Origin of the sequence: Bradyrhizobium oropedii, from assembly GCF_020889685.1 — a bacterium.
GTDB lineage: Bacteria > Pseudomonadota > Alphaproteobacteria > Rhizobiales > Xanthobacteraceae > Bradyrhizobium > Bradyrhizobium oropedii.
This window is the reverse complement of the sequence record NZ_JACMYO010000159.1, coordinates 1-19,967: the sequence shown is the minus strand read 5'-3', so window position 1 is coordinate 19,967 and position 19,967 is coordinate 1. Positions and strand designations below refer to the sequence as shown.

The 19,967-nt window shown below is 65.2% G+C and carries 16 protein-coding genes; 10 read left to right on the top strand and 6 right to left on the bottom strand.

Going from position 1 to position 19,967, the window contains the following annotated elements:
* Window positions 1-46 precede the first annotated feature (46 nt).
* A complete protein-coding gene (locus H8A95_RS32560) occupies window positions 47-2,191 on the bottom strand; it encodes an ATP-binding protein (RefSeq protein WP_229186899.1) in 2,145 nt (714 codons plus the stop codon).
* Between the two features lie 333 nt (window positions 2,192-2,524).
* On the opposite strand from H8A95_RS32560, the gene H8A95_RS32555 reads away from it, so the two are divergent.
* The 9 genes from H8A95_RS32555 to H8A95_RS32515 all read left to right on the top strand — a co-directional run bounded on the left by H8A95_RS32555 (window position 2,525) and on the right by H8A95_RS32515 (window position 14,015).
* Window positions 2,525-2,812, top strand: a complete 288-nt coding sequence (locus H8A95_RS32555; RefSeq protein ID WP_229186898.1) for a FeoA family protein — start codon at window positions 2,525-2,527, stop codon at window positions 2,810-2,812.
* On the top strand, window positions 2,809-4,683 hold the full coding sequence (gene feoB, locus H8A95_RS32550; RefSeq protein ID WP_229186897.1) for a ferrous iron transporter B: 1,875 nt from the start codon (window positions 2,809-2,811) through the stop codon (window positions 4,681-4,683). The genes H8A95_RS32555 and feoB overlap by 4 nt, the downstream gene beginning before the upstream one ends.
* A 113-nt stretch (window positions 4,684-4,796) precedes the next feature.
* Window positions 4,797-7,532, top strand: coding sequence for a bifunctional acetate--CoA ligase family protein/GNAT family N-acetyltransferase (locus H8A95_RS32545; RefSeq protein ID WP_229186896.1), 2,736 nt, complete (start codon window positions 4,797-4,799; stop codon window positions 7,530-7,532).
* A gap of 83 nt (window positions 7,533-7,615) precedes the next feature.
* The gene (locus H8A95_RS32540) at window positions 7,616-8,530 is read left to right on the top strand and encodes a LysR family transcriptional regulator (RefSeq protein ID WP_229186895.1); all 915 of its coding nucleotides are present in this window, start codon (window positions 7,616-7,618) and stop codon (window positions 8,528-8,530) included.
* A gap of 277 nt (window positions 8,531-8,807) precedes the next feature.
* Entirely contained in the window at window positions 8,808-10,130 is a 1,323-nt protein-coding gene (locus H8A95_RS32535) for an MFS transporter (RefSeq protein WP_229186894.1), read from the top strand.
* Window positions 10,131-10,256: 126 nt separating this feature from the next.
* The gene (locus tag H8A95_RS32530) at window positions 10,257-10,961 is read left to right on the top strand and encodes a haloacid dehalogenase type II (protein ID WP_229186893.1); all 705 of its coding nucleotides are present in this window, start codon (window positions 10,257-10,259) and stop codon (window positions 10,959-10,961) included.
* A complete protein-coding gene (locus H8A95_RS32525) occupies window positions 10,948-12,180 on the top strand; it encodes a CaiB/BaiF CoA transferase family protein (RefSeq protein WP_229186892.1) in 1,233 nt (410 codons plus the stop codon). Before H8A95_RS32530 ends, H8A95_RS32525 begins: the two co-directional genes overlap by 14 nt.
* A 12-nt stretch (window positions 12,181-12,192) precedes the next feature.
* Window positions 12,193-12,609, top strand: coding sequence for a PaaI family thioesterase (locus H8A95_RS32520; RefSeq protein ID WP_229186891.1), 417 nt, complete (start codon window positions 12,193-12,195; stop codon window positions 12,607-12,609).
* Complete coding sequence (locus H8A95_RS32515; protein ID WP_229186890.1) at window positions 12,606-14,015, top strand: FAD-binding oxidoreductase; 1,410 nt, start codon at window positions 12,606-12,608, stop codon at window positions 14,013-14,015. Before H8A95_RS32520 ends, H8A95_RS32515 begins: the two co-directional genes overlap by 4 nt.
* A gap of 222 nt (window positions 14,016-14,237) precedes the next feature.
* On the opposite strand, the gene H8A95_RS32510 is transcribed toward H8A95_RS32515, so the two are convergent.
* From H8A95_RS32510 to H8A95_RS32490, 5 genes are all read right to left on the bottom strand, one after another.
* Window positions 14,238-15,023 carry a succinate dehydrogenase iron-sulfur subunit gene (locus tag H8A95_RS32510; RefSeq protein WP_223971016.1) on the bottom strand — a complete coding sequence of 262 codons (786 nt, stop codon included), beginning with the start codon at window positions 15,021-15,023 and terminating at the stop codon, window positions 14,238-14,240.
* A gap of 18 nt (window positions 15,024-15,041) precedes the next feature.
* The gene (gene sdhA / locus H8A95_RS32505) at window positions 15,042-16,883 is read right to left on the bottom strand and encodes a succinate dehydrogenase flavoprotein subunit (protein ID WP_229186889.1); all 1,842 of its coding nucleotides are present in this window, start codon (window positions 16,881-16,883) and stop codon (window positions 15,042-15,044) included.
* Window positions 16,884-16,886: 3 nt separating this feature from the next.
* Window positions 16,887-17,261: a succinate dehydrogenase, hydrophobic membrane anchor protein gene (gene sdhD / locus H8A95_RS32500; RefSeq protein WP_223972489.1), complete on the bottom strand. Its 375-nt coding sequence runs from the start codon at window positions 17,259-17,261 to the stop codon at window positions 16,887-16,889.
* 14 nt (window positions 17,262-17,275) lie between these two features.
* Entirely contained in the window at window positions 17,276-17,674 is a 399-nt protein-coding gene (gene sdhC, locus H8A95_RS32495) for a succinate dehydrogenase, cytochrome b556 subunit (RefSeq protein WP_229186888.1), read from the bottom strand.
* Window positions 17,675-17,915: 241 nt separating this feature from the next.
* Window positions 17,916-18,806 (bottom strand): LysR family transcriptional regulator, encoded by an 891-nt coding sequence (locus H8A95_RS32490; RefSeq protein ID WP_229186901.1) that lies wholly within the window; start codon window positions 18,804-18,806, stop codon window positions 17,916-17,918.
* Window positions 18,807-18,959: 153 nt separating this feature from the next.
* Here H8A95_RS32490 and H8A95_RS32485 point away from each other — a divergent pair, with 153 nt between their 5' ends.
* Window positions 18,960-19,820 carry a sulfite exporter TauE/SafE family protein gene (locus tag H8A95_RS32485; protein ID WP_229186900.1) on the top strand — a complete coding sequence of 287 codons (861 nt, stop codon included), beginning with the start codon at window positions 18,960-18,962 and terminating at the stop codon, window positions 19,818-19,820.
* Window positions 19,821-19,967: the final 147 nt, after the last annotated feature.

Sequence of the window (19,967 nt, the reverse complement as noted above, 5' to 3'; positions counted from 1 at the left end):
GAAAGCAGGGACGACATCGAATCTGTGGCGCCTGCGCCCGACTCCCTCACCCGGCCGGCGCTTGATCCCGCCGCAGTCTGCGCGAGCGCGCGGCCTTGTGCAGCATGCGCGCGAGCTGCTCGGCCGAATAGGGCTTCTGCAGCAGCTCGAAGCCACCGCTGCCCTGCTGGGACAACACCTGGCTGTAGCCGGAGGCGAGCACGATCGGCAGATCGAGCCCCTGCCGACGGATTTCCTCCGCGAGTTCGATGCCGCTCATGCCGGGCATCACGACATCGGTGAATACCAGGTCGAAGCGGCTCGGGTCGACCGCCAGCTCTTCCAGCGCGTGGGTGGCGTTCTCGACCAGCACGCAGGTGCAGCCGAGCTGGGTCAGCGTGTCGGCGGCGAATTTTCCGACCTCGGCATTGTCCTCGACGATCAGGACCGATGCATTGGCCCGATCGACCGAGGGCGCGTCCTCGGTGAGCAGCGATTGCGGGCTGTGCTCGCCGACGACGCGCGGCAGATAAAGCGTGAATGTCGTTCCCTTGCCGACGTCACTGGTGACGGTCACCTCGCCGCCCGACTGCTTGGCGAAGCCGAATACCTGCGACAGGCCGAGACCGGTGCCGTGACCGACCTCCTTGGTGGTGTAGAACGGCTCGAAGATGCGGCCGAACAGCTCCGGCGGAATGCCGACGCCGGTATCGGTGACCGACACCGCGACATGGCCGTGCGGGTTGGGCGGGCCGGTCGTCGCGGATGGCAGGTCGTTCACCGGGCGAACCGTGATCGTGAGCCGGCCGACGCCGTCCATCGCGTCGCGCGCATTCACCGCCATATTGATGATCGCGGTCTCGAACTGGCCGGCATCGGCGTTGACGAGACAGCTCTCGTCCGGCACCTGCGCTGCGATCTCGATGCGCGAGCCGATCAGGGTTGCGATCATCTCGCTCAGGGTGCGGACGTTCTGGCTGGCGTCGAACACCTCGGGCTTGAGGGTCTGCCGGCGCGCGAACGCAAGGAGCTGGTTGGTCAGCTTGGCGGCACGGTTCACGGTGTTGGAGATCGCATCGATGTAGCGCTGCCGCCGCGGCTCGGGAAGGTCCTGCCGCCGCAGCATGTCGACCGAGGCGCGGATCACGGTAAGCAGATTGTTGAAGTCGTGCGCGACGCCGCCGGTGAGTTGCCCGAGTGCCTCCAGCCGCTGGCCGTGCCGCAGCGCCTCCTCGGCCTCGATGCGCCGGCTGGCCTCTTCCTCCAGGCGCTGGGTTCGCCGGTAGGCGAGCGCGAGCAGGCCGAACAGCAGCGCGGTGGCCGGGATGCCGAAGATCAGGTGCTGGGCCATGGTCGACACCCAGCGCGAGCGGATCGCCGCGGTCTCGAGGCCGGCGCTGACATAGATCGGGTATTCGGCCAGCCGCTGATAGCGCATGCGCCGTTCGATGCCGTCAGCCGGGGACGGGATCGTCATGGCGCCGGCCAGCGGATTGGCGACGATCTGGCGCCCGAGCGGCCCGCTCGGCTCGAATCGGACGTCGTGATCGATGACGGGTAAGTGCGCCAGCACCGCGCCGTCGGTCCGGATCAGCGCCAGGAAGCTGCCGGGCTCGCGGCCGATCTTGGCGTAGAAATTCTCGAAATATTCCGGAAGCACGGAGGCCTGGAGGACGCCGCCAAAGCTGCCGTCCTCATTGTTGCGGCGCCGGCCGACGCTGAAGAACCGTGCGCCCAGATAGGGCGGCCGCGGCGTCAGCACCTCGCCGATATAGGTGCCGATGTCGCGCTCGGCGGGAATCCGGAAGTAATCCCTGTCCGAGAAGTCGACGTCGGGGGCCGGCGACACCAGGCTGTTGACCAGGGCACGGCCGTTGGCATCGAACACCCAGACCGACTTCACCTGGGGCAGCGCCTCGGCGACCACGCGCAGCCGCGCGTGCAGGCCCTTTTCGCGGGCGACGATGTCGGCGTCGCTCATGCCGCGGATGACCTCGGTGACTTCGGCCAGGCTGCGGTCGATGGTCTCGAACACCTTGAGCGCGTGCTCGTGGGCGACGTCGAGCGTGCGTTGGATCTCCTGGTCGGCGGCCTCGCTGGTCGAAATCCAGGACATTGCGGACGCAAACGCGAACAGCGCCAGCGGAAGGGCCAGTGAGGCGGCCATCATCCATTGCAGCAGTTTCAGCGAATTACGTTGTGCGGTCTGCACGGGCGCTCCGGCTCCACAGCGACCTTAACGCAAACCATCGCGCCGGAGAAAGCGAATCCCCGTCCCGGCGCGTGGCGCCGGGCTTCCTTCGCCATCCCGCGGCCGGTCAAGGTTACCGGAGGCCAACCGGGATCGATCAATTGGGAGCCGGCTCGTATCCGGGGCCGCGCAGGGCTGACGCCGTCCGGCGACATCACGACCGCGTTAGCGCCTCGCCGGCAGTTAAGCGGAAAATCGGCCCGGACGACGCTTCCGGGCACTGTTTTTAGGAGTTCTAAAACCTCTCACGGGCAAATGCTTGACCCTGTGACTACCTGCTGAAAAACAGGCCGCATGACAGGCGATCCAAACTCCACCCAGGATAATCTACAGGACATCCGGCTCGGACATGCGGACCGCGGTTTTGTCGGAAAGATCATCAGGCTCGATGCGCTCGTGACGGGTTCATCGCTCTCTCCGCAGGAGCTGGAGCAGCGCCTGGTCGAGATGGGATTTGTCGAGGGCGCGCGCGTGGAAATCCTGCATGAAGGCACCATCCGGCGGGATCCGATCGCGGTGCGCGTCGACAACATCACGATCGCGCTGCGCCGGAGCGAAGCCATGGCCGTGATCGTCGAATGACAACTGCATCTTTGCGCCTGGCGCTGGTCGGCGCGCCGAACACCGGCAAGACGTCGCTGTTCAACAGCCTGACCGGCAGCCGGCAGAAGGTCGCCAATTATCCGGGCGTCACGGTCGAGCGCAAATCCGGCGGCTTCGTCACGCCGGAGGGCCGCAGCGTCACCGTGCTCGATTTGCCCGGCACCTATTCGCTGCGCGGCCGCAGCCCGGACGAGGAGATCACCCGCGACATCGTGCTCGGCCGCTTCGACGGCGAGGCAGTGCCCGATCTGGTGCTCTGCGTCGCCGACGCCACCAATCTGCGGCTGACCTTGCGGCTCGTGCTCGAGCTCAAGCGGGTCGGCCGGCCGATGATGCTCGTGCTCAACATGATCGATATCGCGCGGCGCCGCGGCGTCACGATCGATCTCGAGCGCATGTCGCAGGAGCTCGGCCTGCCGATCGTGACCTCGGTCGCGGTCCGCAAGGGCGGCGTCGACGAGCTCTTGAAACGAACCGACGAATTCCTGGCGCGGTCGCATGAGGCGGCGGCCAGCCAGTGGACGACGCCGACGATCGCCGATCTCAAGGCGGCGCAGCGCGAGGCGGACCGCATCATCGCCGCGGCGGTGACCTTGCCGACCAAGCCGGACACGCTGACCAACCGGATCGATTCGGTCGTGCTGCATCCGGTCGGAGGTCTCGTGATCCTGGCCGTGATCCTGTTCGTGATGTTCCAGGCGGTGTTCACCTGGGCGCAGCCGGCGATGGAATTGCTGTCGGACGGCTTCTCCGCGCTCGGGCAGCTGATCCACGACGTGATGCCCGAAGGCTGGGGCCTGCTGCAAAGCTTCCTGCAGAACGGCCTGATCTCCGGCGTCGGCAGCGTCATCGTGTTCCTGCCGCAGATCATCATCATCTTCCTGTTCATCCTGCTGCTGGAAGATTTCGGCTACATGGCGCGCGCCGCGTTCCTGATGGACCGCATCATGGGCGGCGCCGGACTGCATGGCCGCGCCTTCATTCCGCTGCTGTCGAGCTTCGCCTGCGCCATTCCCGGCATCATGGCGACGCGGGTGATCGACAACAGGCGCGACCGCCTGACCACGATCCTGATCGCGCCGCTGATGACCTGCTCGGCGCGCATTCCGGTCTATACGCTGATCATCTCGGCCTTCGTTCCGGCGACGACGGTGTGGGGTTTCGTCAATCTGCAGGGGCTGGTGATGTTCGGCCTCTATGCGGCTGGAATCACCAGCGCGCTGACGGTCTCGGCGATCGCAAAATTCTTCCTGTGGCGCGACCATGCGCCGGCGCCGTTCATGCTGGAATTGCCCGACTACAAGATGCCGCGGCTGAAGAGCATCGCGATCGGCGTGTTCACCCGCGCCAAGATGTTCCTGTATCGCGCCGGCACCACGATCCTCTCGATGATGGTGCTGATCTGGTTCCTGGCCTCGTTCCCGACTGCGCCCGCAGGCGCCGAGGGGCCGGCGATCAATTACAGCTTTGCGGCGATGATCGGCCATGCGCTCGAGCCGTTGCTGCGGCCGATCGGTTTCAACTGGCAGATCGCGGTGGCGCTGATCCCCGGCATGGCGGCGCGCGAGGTCGCGGTCGCGGCGCTCGGCACCGTCTATTCGATCGAGGGCGGCAAGGAGGCGGCGGATCAGATCGGCCAGGTGCTGGCGCAGAAATGGACGCTGGCGACCGCGCTGTCGCTGTTGGTCTGGTACATCTTCGCCCCGCAATGCGCCTCGACGCTCGCAGTGATCCGCCGCGAGACCGGCGGCGCGAAGTGGATGGTGGTGACGTTCATCTACATGCTCGCGCTGGCCTATGTCGCGAGCTTCCTGACCTTCAATCTGGCGCAGGCGCTGGGCCTGCACTAGCCGGGCCGTCGCATTCTGTCGCGGCAGCAATGGGTGCAACCGGGAAGGCGACGAAGTAGAGTTCGTTCGGGGGCGCCTCTCGCGCATCCACGGGTTCCCTGCGAGACCACGCAATGTCGACGTTCGGCCTGGAGCGGGTATTTTCGCCTCGAAGCATCGCGGTGATCGGCGGCAGCCCACGCCCGTCGTCGCTCGGCGCGGCGGTGCTTCGAAACATCAAGGCGAGCGGCTTTGCCGGCAGGCTGGGCGTCGTTAACCGGCACTATGCAGAGGTTGACGGCGAGCCGACCGTTCCCGACCTGAAGTCGTTGCCGTTCGTTCCGGATCTCATCGTCATCAGTGCGGCGGCGGCCGCGGTCCCGGAGATCGTCGCGGAGGCTGGCCTTGCCGGTGTTGCCGGAGCGGCGATCCTGTCGGCCGGTCTCGGTCACGGCGCGGGCTCGCTCGCGGAGACCGCGGGGCAGACGGCGCGGCGGCATGGCATGCGCCTGATCGGGCCGAATTGTCTCGGCGTCATGGTGCCGCGCGCCAAGCTCAACGCGAGCTTCGCCTCGCATCAGCCGTCCGACGGACATGTCGCCCTGATCTCGCAGTCCGGTGCGGTCGCGTCGGCGATGATCGAATGGGCGGCCGAGCGGCGGCTCGGCTTCTCCGGCATCGCATCGATCGGCGACCAGCTCGATGTCGACGTCGCCGACCTGCTGGATTATTTCGCGCTGGACGATCATACCAACGCGATCCTGATCTACCTCGAGGCGGTCAAGGACGCGCGCAAGTTCATGTCGGCGGCGCGTGCCGCCGCGCGCATGAAGCCGGTCATCGTCGTCAAGTCCGGCCGGATGGCGCAAGGCGCAAAGGCCGCCGCGACCCACACCGGCGCGCTGGCCGGCTCCGATGCGGTCTACGACGCCGCGTTCCGCCGCGCCGGCATGCTGCGCGTCTACGACCTGCGCCAGCTGTTCGACTGCGCCGAGCTGCTCGGCCGCGGCTTCGTCCCGCGCGGCAACCGGCTCGCGATCCTCACCAATGGCGGCGGGCTCGGCATCCTCGCGACCGACCGGCTGGCCGAGCTCGGCGGCGTTCCCGCGACGCTGACGACTGGGACCATCGAACGGCTCGACCAGATGCTGCCGCCGGGCTGGTCATGCGCCAATCCCGTCGACATCGCCGGCGACGCTGATGCCGCCCGCTACGTGGTGGCGCTCAACGCGCTGCTCGACGATGCCAACAGCGACGCGGTGCTGGTCGCGAATGTCGAGATGGCGGTGGCACCGGCCAAGGGGATCGCTGAGGCGGTGGCGCAATGTGTGCGTGACCGCAGGACCAAAAGAAGTGCGGTCGCGGCACTGGTGCTTGCGGCGTGGGTCGGCGCCGACGAGCGCACCGGCGCGATCTTCGAGGCGGCGCGGATTCCGCATTTCCCGACCGAGGACGATGCGGTCCGCGCCTTCATGTATCTGGTGCGCTATCGCGAGGCTTCCACCGCGCTCGCCGCGACCCCGCCCGGCGTCGCTTCGGTGTTCACGCCGGAGACGGCGGCGGCGCGGCACGTCGTCATGAAGGCGTTGTCGGACGGACGCGCCTGGCTCGATCCGTCCGAGATCGTCGCGCTGTTCGAGGCTTATCGTATTCCGATCGTGACGACGCTCGTCGCTGACAGTGCCGAGGACGCCGCCGAAAAGGCGGCACCGTTCCTCGCCGAGGGGCACGCGATTGTGGTGAGGGTGTTTTCGCGCGACATCCGGCACGCGTCCGATGTCGGCGGGGTCATCCTCGACCTGCGCACCCGGGACAGTGTCGTCGAAGCCGCAAGGACGGTGCTCGAGCGGGCACGCAGCGCGCGGCCCGATGCCACCCTGCAGGGCGTGACGATCCAGCCGATGACCGTGCGGCGCGCGGCGCGTGAACTGATCCTCGGCATCGCCGACGATCCGACCTTCGGTCCGGTCATTGTATTCGGCCGCGGCGGCCCCGCGGTCGAGGTGATCAACGACAAGGCGTTGGCGCTGCCGCCGCTCGACATGAATCTCGCCCGCGAGCTGATCGGACGCACCCGCGTCTCGCGGCTGCTCGACGGCTATGGCGATGTGCCCGCTGTCCCGGTCGATGTGGTGCCGCTCACCCTGGTCAAGCTGGCGCAGATGGCGGCCGACATTCCCGAGGTCGCGGAGCTCGACATCAATCCGATGCTGGCGGACGAGAGTGGCGTGCTTGCGCTCGATGCGCGGGTGGCGATCCGCAAACCCACCCGGCTGTTTGCCGGCCACACCCGGCTCGCCGTCCGGCCCTATCCGTCGCAATGGGAGGGCGAGCTTGCGTTACGCGACGGCTCGCATGTCACGGTGCGCCCGATGCGGCCGGAGGACGAGCCGATGGTCGAGGCCTTCTTCCGGCGCGTCACCGCCGAGGATCTCAGGCTGCGCTTCTTCCACGCGATGAAGGAGTTCTCGCACGCGTTCATCGCGCGCCTGACCCAGCTCGACTATGCGCGTGCGATGGCGTTCGTGGCGCTCGATCCGACCACCGGCGAGATGATGGGCGCGGTCCGGCTGCATTCGGACTCGCTGTACCAGAACGCCGAATACGCGATCCTGCTGCAGTCCGATCTCAAGGGCAAAGGCCTCGGCTGGGCGCTGATGCAGCTCCTGATCCACTATGCGCGGTCGGAGGGATTAAAGCGCCTGTCCAGCCAGGTCTTGACCGAGAACAGCACGATGATCGGGATGTGCCGCGATCTCGGCTTCACCGTCATGATGGATCCGGAGGATCACAGCATTGTCGACGTCGTGCTGGATTTGGATCGAGCTGCCGTCGATGCCGTCGGGTCCGATATCCTGATCCGCCCGTGATCGGGTGATCGTAATCTTCCAAATGGATTGTTGCCGGCGTACTATTTGTATCATCAATAGTGGTGCGCTGCGCAGGACCGGTCATGAACCTCAGATCCGTTGATCTCAATCTTCTGGTCGCTCTCAACGCTCTTCTAACCGACCTTCACGTCACCCGCGCGGCTGACCGGGTCGGCCTCAGTCAGCCCGCCATGAGCAATGCGCTTTCGAGGCTGAGGCACATCTTCAAGGACGAGCTTCTGGTGCGCACGGCCAACGGCATGCAGGCTACGCCGCGCGCGATCGAGCTGGCGGAGCCGGTCAAGCGGCTGCTGCGCCAGCTGGAGCGCCTTCTGGATAGCGAGTCCAGCTTCGAAGCCGCGACGTCGACCCGAAGCTTTTGCGTCAGGCTGTCCGACCTCCTCAGCCGGCTGCTGCTTCCGGCCGTCAGCAAGACCCTGCAAGAGAAGGCGCCATTTGCCCACATCGACGTCGTGCACTACTCGCCGACGCAGACGGTCGAGGCCCTCGAAAAGGACGAAATCGACCTCGCGATCAGCATGGGTCTTGCGCACTCGAATTCGATCAAGTCGGTCGTCCTGATGAAGGATCGGATGGTCTGCGTCATGCGCGAAGGTCATCCGGCGGCGCAACGACCGTTCACGATGGAAACCTTCCTGCAATCGTCGCACCTCAAGGTCTCGATGTCGCCGACCGACCTTCGTTTCGTCGACGACGTGCTCGCCCGCCAGGGCGTGACACGCCAGGTCGCGGTCAACATCCCGCATTGGCTTCTGGTGCCGCACGTGCTGCGCGACTCGAACCTGCTGTCGGTCATGCCGCGACGTCTGGCATTCGCGATGGTCACGGAGGATCTGGCGATCCGCGACCTGCCATTTGCTTCCGAGCCGTTCGAATGGTCGATGTATTGGCACCGCCGACACGACGCCAGCCAGGAACTGAACTGGCTCCGATCGGTCTTTTTCGACGCTGCGCAAGGGCTCGCCGATGGTGAATGACGGGCGTCTTTCGCCGGCCGCGCCGCGCCCGGAAGCTGCGCTGAAGGGACACTATCAGTCCGCCCAATAGTGGAATTGCGAATTCCGATTAGACGCCGCCGTCGCGGTCACCATCCTGCTCCCAAATGTTTCTTCGGCCGAACCCGGCCGACCTTGGGAGGGATTGATGCAAGACGTTACGGACGCGCAGGTGGCATCGGTGAACGCGGGCGCTCGGCTCGATCGGCTACCGATCTGCAGCTTTCATTGGCGGATCCTGGCGCTGATCGGCGCGGGCATGTTCCTCGATGCCTTCGACATCTACCTGGCGGGCGGCGTACTCGGTGCCGTGCTGAAAGAGGGCTGGTCGACCCTCGAACTCAACGCGGCGTTCGTGACGGCCACTTTCATCGGCATGACCCTCGGAGCCTGGTTCTCCGGGATACTTGGTGATCGCTACGGCCGGCGGTTCTCCTACCAGGTCAACCTCGCCATCTTCGGTCTGGCATCCCTCGCCGCCGCGCTCGCGCCATCCATGCAGGCCTTGATCGCCGCTCGGCTGGTCATAGGCATCGGACTCGGCGCCGAGATCGTCGTCGGCTACGCGACGCTGACCGAGTTCGTCCCGGCCTCGTCGCGCGGGCGGTGGATCGGAATCCTGGCGGTCATCACCAACTTCTCCCTGTTCGCCTCCTCGATGACCGGCCTCTGGGTCATTCCGTCGTTCGGCTGGCGATACATGTTCGCCATCGTCGGCGTGCTCGCGCTGATCGTCTGGTTCATGAGAAAGTCGATGCCGGAATCGCCCCGCTGGCTGGCCGCGAACGGCCGCGCCGACGAGGCTGAAAAGATTCTTGCCGACATCGAAGCCGAAGCCGCCAGGAAAGGACCGCTGCCTCCGGTCTCGGCCCCGCAGCGGGCGGAAGACCAGGGCGGTTCGGTCTGGCGGCTGTTCGCGCCGCCGTACCTTGGCCGAACGTTGCTCGGCAGCCTGCTGCACATCGTCGTCGGCTTCAGTCTGTACGGATTCATCGGCTGGCTGCCGACGTTCATGGTCAAGGGCGGCCACAGCGTCGTGTCCTCGCTCGGCTATACGACCTTCATGTCGCTGGGCGGGCCGGTGGGATCGCTGATCGGCCTGGCCCTCGCCGACGCGATCGGCCGCAAGCCGTCGATCGTCGGATCGTCGATCGCGGCCGCAGCCTTCGGATTGGCGTATCCGTTCATGCCCGACGGTGTTCCGTTGGTCGCGGTCGGCTTCCTGCTCGTCACCGCGATCTACGTCATGCTGGCGACCGGGTTCGCCATGCACGTGCCGGAGCTCTTCCCCACGCGATACCGGCTCCGCGGCACCGCAATCTGCGCAACAGCCGGTCGCGTGACGACTGCGCTGGTGCAGTTCGCCGTCATCGCGATCTTCGCCTGGAAGGGGCTTGTCGGAGTGCTGATCACGCTCGCGGGCATTCTCCTCTTCCAGGCAGTGGTCTTCCTGATCTTTGGCTTCGAGACCAAGGGCCGCGCCCTGGAGGAAGTATCGGGGTCGTCGATCGAAGCGGATAGCGTAGCGTCGCGCCGAAAGATCGTCGGTATCGATGCCGAGCGTGCCGCAGACAGGATTTAGCGGGCTTCTCGCGAACGACATTCACTTCGCAAATGTGCGCAGAAGAACAATCGATTTCGGAAATGATGCCTGATGCGGTCAAATCCGGATCACCCATCACGCAACGTACGCAAAGGGACGAAAGAGATGACCGATACACAAACGCTCAGGGATACCATCAAGGTCTGCATGTTCGACCAGTACGGCACGGTCGTCGATATGCAGGGAGGCCTCGTCAAGATCGCGACGCCGTTTCTCAAGGAGAAGGGCTGGAAGGGTAACCCGAACTCGTTCGTCACCTGGTGGCGGCGGACCCACTTCGAGAATTCGATGATTGACGCGCTGCTCCACCGCGAGCACACGCCGTACCGCGAGATCGGTCACCGTGCCGTCTCCCAGGTCATGGACCGGTCAGGCATCAAATACACGAAGGAGGAGGTGAAGTACCTGGTCGGCGAGATCGAGAAGCTCGAATGCTTCCCGGAGGTGCCGGCGGCGCTCGCGAAGCTGCAAACCAGATACAAGCTGGTCGTGCTCTCGAACGGTGATCGCGACATGCTGGAAACGGCCAAGAGGTACCACAAGATCCCGTTCGACGACGTGATCTCCGTCGCCGAAGCAAACTCCTTCAAGCCGCACGTCGCGACCTACACGAAGGCGGCAGAAATACTCGGCCTCAAGATGGATCAGATCCTCTTCGTCGCCAACCACGCGTTCGACGTCATCGGGGCGAAGTCGGCCGGGATGCGGACCGCGATGATCAACCGGCGCGACCGGCCGTTCGAGCAGACGCCGCACCAGCCTGACATCACGGTTCCGACGATGAAGGATCTGGCGGATGCGATCGCCTAGTATGGAAGCTCTCTCCGGCATCAAGGTCCTGGACCTGTGCCGCGTCGTGTCCGGTCCTTTCGCCACCATGCATCTCGGCGATCTTGGGGCGGACGTCGTGAAGATCGAGGATCCGCGTGCCGGCGACGAGAGTCGCCGATACGGCCCTCCGTTCGTCAACGGGGAGAGTTCCTACTTCCTGTCGGTCAACCGTAACAAGAGAAGCTGCGCGATTGATCTGAAGTCGCCGGCGGGCCGGGCCGCCGCGCTCGCACTCGCGAAGGTGGCCGACGTCGTGACCGACAATTTCAGGCCCGGCACGCTCGACAAGTGGGGCCTGTCCTACGAAGCGCTCAGCGCGGACAATCCGAAGCTCATCCAGTGCAGCATCTCCGGATTCGGCAGGACCGGGCCGGATGCGAGCCGGCCCGGCTACGATCTGATCTTGCAGGGCGAGTCCGGCGTAATGGACATCACCGGTGATTCCGATGGACCGCCCATGAAGGTGGGCACGTCGATCGCCGACCTGGTCACCGGCCTCTATGCGTCGCAGGCGGTCCTCGCCGCGCTCATGAAGCGCGAGCGCAGCGGTGCCGGGGGACGCGTCGACGTCTCCATGCTCGACGCCATGGCTTCGCTGCTCACGTTCAACGCCGGCATGTACTTCGCCTCCGGAGAAAGTCCGAAGCGCCGAGGCAACGTGCATCCCACGATCAGCCCCTACGAAACGTTTGAGGCCGGAGGCGGCTGGCTCAATGTCGGCGTCGCCAACGACAAGTTCTGGTCGATGTTCTGTGACGTCGTCGAGCGCAAGGATATCGAGAACGATACCCGTTTCGACAAGGCCCCGAAACGTGCCGCGAACCGCGCCGCGCTGGCCGACATCCTGCGACCGATCTTCCGGTCGCAGTCTCGCGACCATTGGCTCAATGTTCTCGGCAAGGCCGGGATTCCGTGCGGGGCGATCAGGACGGTCGGCGAGGTGTGCGAGGCGCCCCAACTGGTCGAGCGGGGCATGGTCCAGAGCGTCGCTCACAAGGTCGCCGGCGACGTCAAGTTCGTCGCCCGGCCGCTGCGGTTCGATGATCTGCCTCCCGCTCCCTCGATCCCGCCGCCGATGTTGGGCGAGCATACCGTGGAGGTGTTCGAAGACTGGCTCGGCTGGACCCGGGAACGCCTGTCGGAATTCGCTTCGAAGGGCGCGTTCGGCGAGGCCGCGCCGAAGCAATCGGCCGAATAGAGGATACGACGGATGCAGGAAGCCGAGATTCGTGATCTGTTCGATGCGGCCATGGGCGATGGTCGGCACGAATTCGGATCGTTCTTCCTGTCCCGCCTGTTCGGGATGACGGTGTCCTACGACGCGGACGCATGCGTCGTCACGCTCGACGTAAAAGCCTTCATGTACAACCCGCAGGGTTCGCTGCACGGCGGCGTGCTGACGACCGCGCTCGACATCTCGATGGGTCATCTGCTGAAGCATCAGTTCGGCGCCGGCGTCACATTGGAGATGAAGGTGCAGTACTTCGCGCCGGTCCGCAGCGGACCCGTGACCTGCCGCGCTACCTTCCTCAAGAGCGGACGCAAGACGTTCTTCCTGCAATCGCGGGCTTGCGACGGTGACGGAGAGACGATCGCGCACGCCACCGCAACGTGGAAGAAGCTATGAACGATGTCGTCGGCAAGCTCCGCGAACTGCTCGGCTCCGGATGCATCACCGATCCCGAGTTGGCCGACGCTTATCTGACCGACTGGCGCGGTCTGCTGCGGGGGCGCGCCGCCTGCGTACTGCGACCGAACTCGGTCGAACTCCTCGCGCAATGCGTGCGGATCTGCCGGGAAGCCGGCGTCGGCATCGTGCCGCAAGGCGGCAACACCGGGCTCGTCGGCGGCGCCACGCCGGACGACAGCGGCTTCCAGGCTGTCATCAGCACGGCTTCCATGAGGAAGATCCGCTCCATCGACCCGGTTGACATGTCCGTCGTTGCGGAAGCGGGCGCGACGATCGCGGATCTTCAGGCTGCCGCGGCCGAAGCGGGCACTCTATTTCCGTTGTCGTTCGCGTCAGAAGGAACCGCGACGCTGGGTGGCGCGCTGGCGACAAACGCTGGCGGCATCTCTGCGGTTCGGTATGGCAGCGCGAGAGATCTTCTGCTCGGAATGGAAGTCGTTCTGCCGGACGGAAGAATATGGAATGGGCTGCGCACGTTGCGGAAGGACAACGCCGGTTACGCGCTCAAGCATCTGTTCTCCGGCTCGGAGGGGACGCTCGGCATCATCGCCGCAGCCGCGATGAAGCTCGCGCCGCAGCCGCGGGTATGTGAAGTTGCCTTCTGCGCGCTGGAGACCGAGGACCAGGTCCTCGATCTCTGGATGAAGCTGCGCGAGGCCGCCGACGGGAACGTGCGCGCGATCGAATATTTGTCCGGCTCCTGCGTCGAACTGGCAAAGCGCGACGGGCTCCGCTCGCCTGTGCAGAAGGCGGACCACTACGTCCTGATCGAACTCACGTCGAGCCGCCGGGATGCCGGTCTCAGGGAAATGCTCGAGGGGTTTCTGGCCGGCGCGCTCGAAGACGGGACGATCGTGGATGCGTCGCTTGCGCAGAGCGGGGAACAACGCAAGCAGATGTGGCGGCTGCGGGAAGATCAGACTGAGGTCCAGAAAAGGGCGGGCCGCGATTTCAAGCACGACATCGCCGTGCCGATTGCCCGGGTGCCGGATCTCCTGCGCCGGTGCAGATCCGGTATTGAGGCCGGCTTCGCCGATGCCATGGTCGTGCCGTTCGGTCATGTCGGGGACGGCAACATCCATCTGAACGTGGTGCTGCCGGCCGCCGTCGGAACCGAGCGGGCCAGGGAACAAGGTAAGCGCATCGGCGAGCTCGTCTACGACACCGCGATCTCCCTGGGCGGCACGTTCTCCGCGGAGCACGGCATCGGCCGTGCCAAGATCGATCTGCTTGAGAAGAATCGCGATCCGGTCGAGATTGATCTGATGCGCAAGATCAAAGGCGCGCTCGACGATAGCGGCTTGTTCAATCCGGACAGGGTTTTCCGTCGGCCACTTGGCTAGCTCGCAACGATGCGACGATGAAAGCAGCGCAATTCCCAAAATCCGAGGTCGTCGAGGTGCCGGGCCCGACGCCCGGTCCGGGCGAAGTCACGGTGCACGAACGTTTGAAGACTTGAGTGCGTCGAAACGACAAACGGGCCTGCCGAAGCAGACCCGTTTACCAATTGCTGTTCTGAAGTCTCAGCAGTCCGGCGACACCAGCGCCAGCCGAGCCGCGTCGGATCAGATCTGGCGTTCGACCATCTTGAATTTGAGCTCGGCGATCGCCTCCGAGGGGTTGAGGCCCTTCGGGCACGCCTTGGCGCAGTTCATGATGGTGTGGCAGCGATAGAGGCGGAACGGATCCTCGAGATTGTCGAGGCGCTCGCCGGTCGCTTCGTCGCGGGAGTCGGTGACCCAGCGCGTTGCCTGCAGCAGTGCGGCGGGGCCGAGGAAGCGTTCGCTGTTCCACCAGTAGCTCGGGCACGAGGTCGAGCAGCAGGCGCACAGGATGCATTCATACAGACCGTCGAGCTTCTCGCGGTCCTCGTGGCTCTGCCTCCACTCCTTCTGCGGCGTCGGCGTCGTGGTCTTCAGCCACGGCTCGATCGAGGCATACTGGGCGTAGAAATTGGTGAGGTCGGGGACCAGGTCCTTGACGACAGGCTGGTGCGGCAGCGGATTGACCTTCACCGCGCCGCCGGCGCCGACATCGTGCATCGACTTGGTGCAGGCCAGCGTGTTCTGGCCGTCGATGTTCATCGCGCAGGAGCCGCAGACGCCCTCGCGGCAGGAGCGGCGGAAGGTCAGCGTCGGGTCGATGTGGTTCTTGATCCAGATCAGGCCGTCCAGCACCATCGGACCGCAATCATGGGTGTCGACATAATAGGTGTCGACACTCGGATTCTTGCCGTCGTCCGGATTCCAGCGATACACCCGAAATTCGCGGGTCTCGGTGGCGCCCGTCGGCTTCGGCCAGGTCTTGCCGCCGGAAATCTTCGAATTCTTCGGAAGTGCGAATTCAACCATGCTTGCTCGCCTTCGTTCTCAGTAGACCCGCGCCTTCGGCGGGATGTACTGCACGTCATTGGTCATCGTGTAGCTGTGCACCGGACGGTACTCGATCGCGGTCTTGCCGGCCGGATCGATCCAGGTCAGCGTGTGCTTCATCCAGTCCTTGTCGTTGCGATCCGGGAAATCCTCACGCGCATGCGCGCCGCGGCTTTCGGTGCGGTTGGCCGCCGAATCCATCGTCACGACCGCCTGCACGATCAGATTGTCGAATTCCAGCGTCTCGATCAGGTCGGAATTCCACACCAGCGAGCGGTCCGAGACCGAGATGTCGCCGACGCCGCCATAGACCTTGTGGATCAGGTTCTGGCCTTCCTGCAAAATGTCGCCGGTGCGGAACACCGCGCAATTGTTTTGCATCACATGCTGCATGCTGTCGCGCAGCTTCGCGGTCGGCGTGCCGCCGGAGGCGTGGCGGAAGTGATCGAGCCGGCCGAGCGCGAGATCGGACGAATCCTTCGGCAACTCCGGCTGCTTGGCGTTCGCCGTCAGCTTGTCGGCAAGGCGCAGCGCAGCGGCACGGCCGAACACCACGAGGTCGATCAGCGAGTTGGAGCCGAGGCGGTTGGCGCCGTGCACCGAGACGCAGGCGGCTTCGCCGATCGCCATCAGGCCCGGCACCACCGAATTGTCGTCACCGTTGCGCTTGGTCAGCACCTCGGCGTGATAGTTCGTGGCAATGCCGCCCATGTTGTAGTGCACGGTCGGCACGATCGGGATCGGCTCGCGGGTGACGTCGACATTGGCGAAAATCTTCGCCGATTCGGAGATGCCCGGCAGCCGCTCATGCAGCACCTTCGGATCGAGGTGATCGAGGTGCAGGAAGATGTGATCCTTCTTCTTGCCGACGCCGCGGCCTTCGCGGATCTCGATCGTCATCGCGCGCGAGACGACGTCGCGCGAGGCGAGGTCCTTGGCCGACGGCGCATAGCGCTCCATGAAGCGCTCGCCCTCGGAGTTGACGAGATAGCCGCCTTCGCCGCGGGCGCCCTCGGTGACGAGGCAGCCCGAGCCGTAGATGCCGGTCGGATGAAACTGGACGAACTCCATGTCCTGCAGCGGCAGGCCGGCACGCAGCACCATGCCGCCGCCGTCGCCGGTGCAGGTGTGCGCCGAGGTGCAGGAGGCGTAGGCGCGGCCATAGCCGCCGGTCGCCAGAATCGTGGTCTGGGCGCGGAAGCGATGCAGTGTGCCGTCATCGAGCTTGAGCGCGATCACGCCGCGGCAGACGCCCTGGTCGTCCATGATCAGGTCGATGGCGAAGAATTCGATGAAGAACTCGGCCGAGTGGCGCAGCGATTGGCCGTACATCGTGTGCAGCATGGCGTGGCCGGTGCGGTCGGCAGCGGCGCAGGTGCGCTGCGCCTGGCCCTTGCCGTAGTCCATGGTCATGCCGCCGAACGGGCGCTGATAGATCTTGCCGTCCTCGGTGCGCGAGAACGGGACGCCCCAATGCTCGAGCTCGTAGACCGCGTCGGGTGCGTTGCGCACCATGTATTCGATCGCGTCCTGGTCGCCGAGCCAGTCCGAACCCTTCACGGTGTCGTACATGTGCCAGCGCCAGTCGTCCTGGTGCATGTTGCCGAGTGAGGCCGAGATGCCGCCCTGCGCCGCAACGGTGTGCGAGCGGGTCGGGAACACCTTGGTGATGCAGGCGGTGCGCAGGCCCGCTTCCGAGCAGCCGACCACCGCGCGCAGGCCCGCACCGCCGGCGCCGACCACGACAACGTCGTAGGTGTGGTCCTGAATCGGGTAGGCCTTGCCGTTCGTGGCCGGGCCACTGCCGTTGGTGGCCTTGCCGTTACCTTCGCCGGCCATGGGTCAGACTCCCGATGACAATTTGAGGATTGCGTAGATCGAGGCCAATGCGACCGCGACGCAGAAGAAGTTGTTCGCCATCACGCAGGCGATCTTCAGCTTCTCGTTATGGATGTAGTCTTCGAACACGACCTGCATGCCGATCTTCATGTGCCAGGTGCTGGCGACGATGAAGAGCAGCAGGATGATGGCGATCGGGATCGAGCCGAGCATCTGTGCCGCGCCGGCATGATTGCGGCCGATCAGCATGATCACCACGACGATCACGGGAACGATCAGCAGCGTCATCGCAACCGCGGTGAGGCGCTGGCGCCAGAAATCGGAGGTACCGGTATGCGCGGAGCCGAGGCCGCGGACGCGCTCCAGCGGCGTGCGCATCGAGGAGGGGCCGCTCATCGTCCACCTCCAACCGCGTAGGCGATGATCCAGACCAGCACGGTCAGTGCGATGCCGGCGACCAGTGCGCCCCAGGTCAGGGCTTCGCGCTCATTGGCCTTGAAGCCGTAGCCGAGATCCCAGACGAAATGCCGGATGCCGCTGCACAGATGGTGCATCAGCGCCCATGTGTAACCGAACACGATCAGCTTGCCGATCGCACTGCCGGTGAAGGCCTGAACGTTGGCGTAGGCGGTCGGGCCGGAGGCGGCGGCGATCAGCCACCACGCCAGCAGCAGGGTGCCGAAATAGAGGGCCAAACCTGTGGCACGGTGGACGATGGACAGCGCCATCGTCAGCGTCCACCGGTAGGCCTGAATATGGGGTGAAAGCGGTCGTTCGATCCTGGCGGTCATCGGCGGGCTTTATGATGTGAGGGACCGCGCCCGGCCCATCGGGGAACGCGGTAGAGGAGTTCTATTTACGGACTAGGATCAACCCGTGCAACGGCCAATTAGCCTTCGCTCGAACCGAAGTTCATTGTTAGAGTTGCCGAATTCTGGTTGATCCGCAGTGTGGTATACCAGATGCAAGACTAGTCGAACTAAGAAATGAATCATTGTTCGTGTCCGGCTATCGGCGTGCTCAGCTGCTCACTTACGGGGCCCGGAAGGCATCGATCTTGCCCCACTGTTCCACCAGATAATCGACAAATGCCCTGATCTTAGGCGATGCGAGGCGTGCCGGCTGAAGCATCAAATGCAGCGGCGCCGGCGCCGGCTCGTGGGCGATCAGCAGGCGCTGCAGGCGGCCGCTCGCCAGATCGGACTGCACCTGCCACGACGGCACACGGACGATGCCCGCACCATCCCGCGCCGCAGCAAGCAGCGCCTCAAGGCTATTCATCCAGAGCCGACCGGATATGCGGAATTTGCGGCCCGTCTTCGTGCCGTCGGCAAAGCGCCAGTCGGCGGTGCCCGGCGAATCGGAAAACACCAGGCAGTCGTGCCCTGCAAGATCGCCCGGCGTTCGCGGTTCGCCGCGCCGCGCCAGATAGTCCGGCGCCGCGCACACGATCATCTGCAGATCGGTGAGCCTGCGCGCGACGAGCTGCGAGTCGCGCAGCCGGCCGATCCGAATGGCCAGATGGATGTCTTCCTCGATCATGTCGACGGGGCGATCGATCAACAGCAGGTCGACCGAGAGCGCCGGATAGCGGCGTAGAAACTCGACCAGCAACGGCGCGATCACGAGCCGTCCGATCAGGCTCGGTGAGCTCAGCCGAATCCGGCCCGACGGCCGCTGCGGGTCGCGCGCCAGCGCCGCCTCGATCTCCCTGACTTCGCCGAGGACGGACTTCGCGCGCTCGTAAAGAATTCGGCCGTCATCGGTCAGCGCGAGCTGGCGGGTGGTGCGCAGCAAGAGGCGGGTGCCGAAATGCTCCTCGAGCGCACTGATCTGCCGGCTCACCGAGGTCAGCGAGCTCGGCAGCGACCGTGCCGCCGCCGACAGGCTGCCGGTCTCAACCGCGCGGACAAAAGCTGCCATCGCCGCAAGCTGGTCCAAGCTCGATCCTTCCGCATTTCGCAAGAGAGCCTGCTCAACAGCATAGATACTCTCGAATCCGAAAAGCGGCTATTGCTCTCTGAAGACGGCGCCGCGGCACGACTGCGGCCGCCCGCCAAACGCTGTGCGAAGGACATGATGGCCGGCCTCGATCCCAGGGAGTTGCTCGAGCTTGCGCTGCTGCTGGTTGCGGTCGGCGCGCTGTCCGGCTTTCTCGCCGGCCTGTTCGGTATCGGCGGCGGCGCGATCCTGGTGCCGGTGTTCTACGAATGCTTTCGCCTCGCCGGCGTGCCGCTCGAGGTGCGGATGCCGCTGTGCATCGGCACCTCGCTCGCGATCATCATCCCGACCTCGCTGAGCTCGTTCCGTGCCCATTATCGCCGCGGCGCGGTCGACATGGAGATCCTGAAGCGCTGGTGGCTGCCGATCGTGATCGGCGTCGCCGCCGGCAGCGTCACCGCGCGCTTTGCGCCGGAGCGGCTGTTCAAGATCGTGTTCGTGGTGGTGGCCTGGTCGGCTGCGGCGCGGCTGCTGCTGGCGCGCGAGACCTGGAAATTCGGCGACGACGTGCCGAAGGGATTCTTGATGCGGGTCTATGGTTTCTTCGTCGGCCTGCTGTCGACGCTGATGGGCATCGGCGGTGGCCTGTTCGCCAATCTCCTGATGACCTTCTACGGCCGGCCGATCCATCAGGCGGTCGCGACGTCGTCGGCGCTCGCGGTGCTGATCTCGATCCCCGGCGCGCTGGGTTACGTCTATGCCGGCTGGCCCGCCGCCGCGCGCTTTCCCGACGTCGCCGCGCTGCAATTGCCGTTCGCGCTCGGTTACGTCTCGTTGATCGGCGCGCTCCTGGTGATGCCGACAACGCTCGTCACCGCGCCGCTCGGCGTCAAGGTCGCGCACGCGCTGTCGAAGCGGGCGCTGGAGGTGGCGTTCGGGGCCTATCTCTTCATCGTCGGCGGACGGTTCGTGATCAGCCTCGTCGGAGGGTATTAGTCCAGGGGACTACGACACCTGGCCTACAAGCGAGGCCTTCAATCGGATCATGCTATTGCCCCAGTACCGCAGGTCGCCCTGGCTCTCAAAGTGGCCCGCACTTGCCAATGCCTGAATCCGGGCGGCGATCGTCTCACTGCTGATCGC

Bases quoted from the DNA above. Each gene is read 5' to 3' on its own strand.
- H8A95_RS32555 (WP_229186898.1), top strand. From the start codon at position 2,525: ATGACAGGCGATCCAAACTCCACCCAGGATAATCTACAGGACATCCGG.
- feoB (WP_229186897.1), top strand. From the start codon at position 2,809: ATGACAACTGCATCTTTGCGCCTGGCGCTGGTCGGCGCGCCGAACACC.
- H8A95_RS32545 (WP_229186896.1), top strand. From the start codon at position 4,797: ATGTCGACGTTCGGCCTGGAGCGGGTATTTTCGCCTCGAAGCATCGCG.
- H8A95_RS32540 (WP_229186895.1), top strand. From the start codon at position 7,616: ATGAACCTCAGATCCGTTGATCTCAATCTTCTGGTCGCTCTCAACGCT.
- H8A95_RS32535 (WP_229186894.1), top strand. From the start codon at position 8,808: ATGTTCCTCGATGCCTTCGACATCTACCTGGCGGGCGGCGTACTCGGT.
- H8A95_RS32530 (WP_229186893.1), top strand. From the start codon at position 10,257: ATGACCGATACACAAACGCTCAGGGATACCATCAAGGTCTGCATGTTC.
- H8A95_RS32525 (WP_229186892.1), top strand. From the start codon at position 10,948: ATGCGATCGCCTAGTATGGAAGCTCTCTCCGGCATCAAGGTCCTGGAC.
- H8A95_RS32520 (WP_229186891.1), top strand. From the start codon at position 12,193: ATGCAGGAAGCCGAGATTCGTGATCTGTTCGATGCGGCCATGGGCGAT.
- H8A95_RS32515 (WP_229186890.1), top strand. From the start codon at position 12,606: ATGAACGATGTCGTCGGCAAGCTCCGCGAACTGCTCGGCTCCGGATGC.
- H8A95_RS32510 (WP_223971016.1), bottom strand. From the start codon at position 15,023: ATGGTTGAATTCGCACTTCCGAAGAATTCGAAGATTTCCGGCGGCAAG.
- sdhA (WP_229186889.1), bottom strand. From the start codon at position 16,883: ATGGCCGGCGAAGGTAACGGCAAGGCCACCAACGGCAGTGGCCCGGCC.
- sdhD (WP_223972489.1), bottom strand. From the start codon at position 17,261: ATGCGCACGCCGCTGGAGCGCGTCCGCGGCCTCGGCTCCGCGCATACC.
- sdhC (WP_229186888.1), bottom strand. From the start codon at position 17,674: ATGACCGCCAGGATCGAACGACCGCTTTCACCCCATATTCAGGCCTAC.
- H8A95_RS32490 (WP_229186901.1), bottom strand. From the start codon at position 18,806: ATGGCAGCTTTTGTCCGCGCGGTTGAGACCGGCAGCCTGTCGGCGGCG.
- H8A95_RS32485 (WP_229186900.1), top strand. From the start codon at position 18,960: ATGATGGCCGGCCTCGATCCCAGGGAGTTGCTCGAGCTTGCGCTGCTG.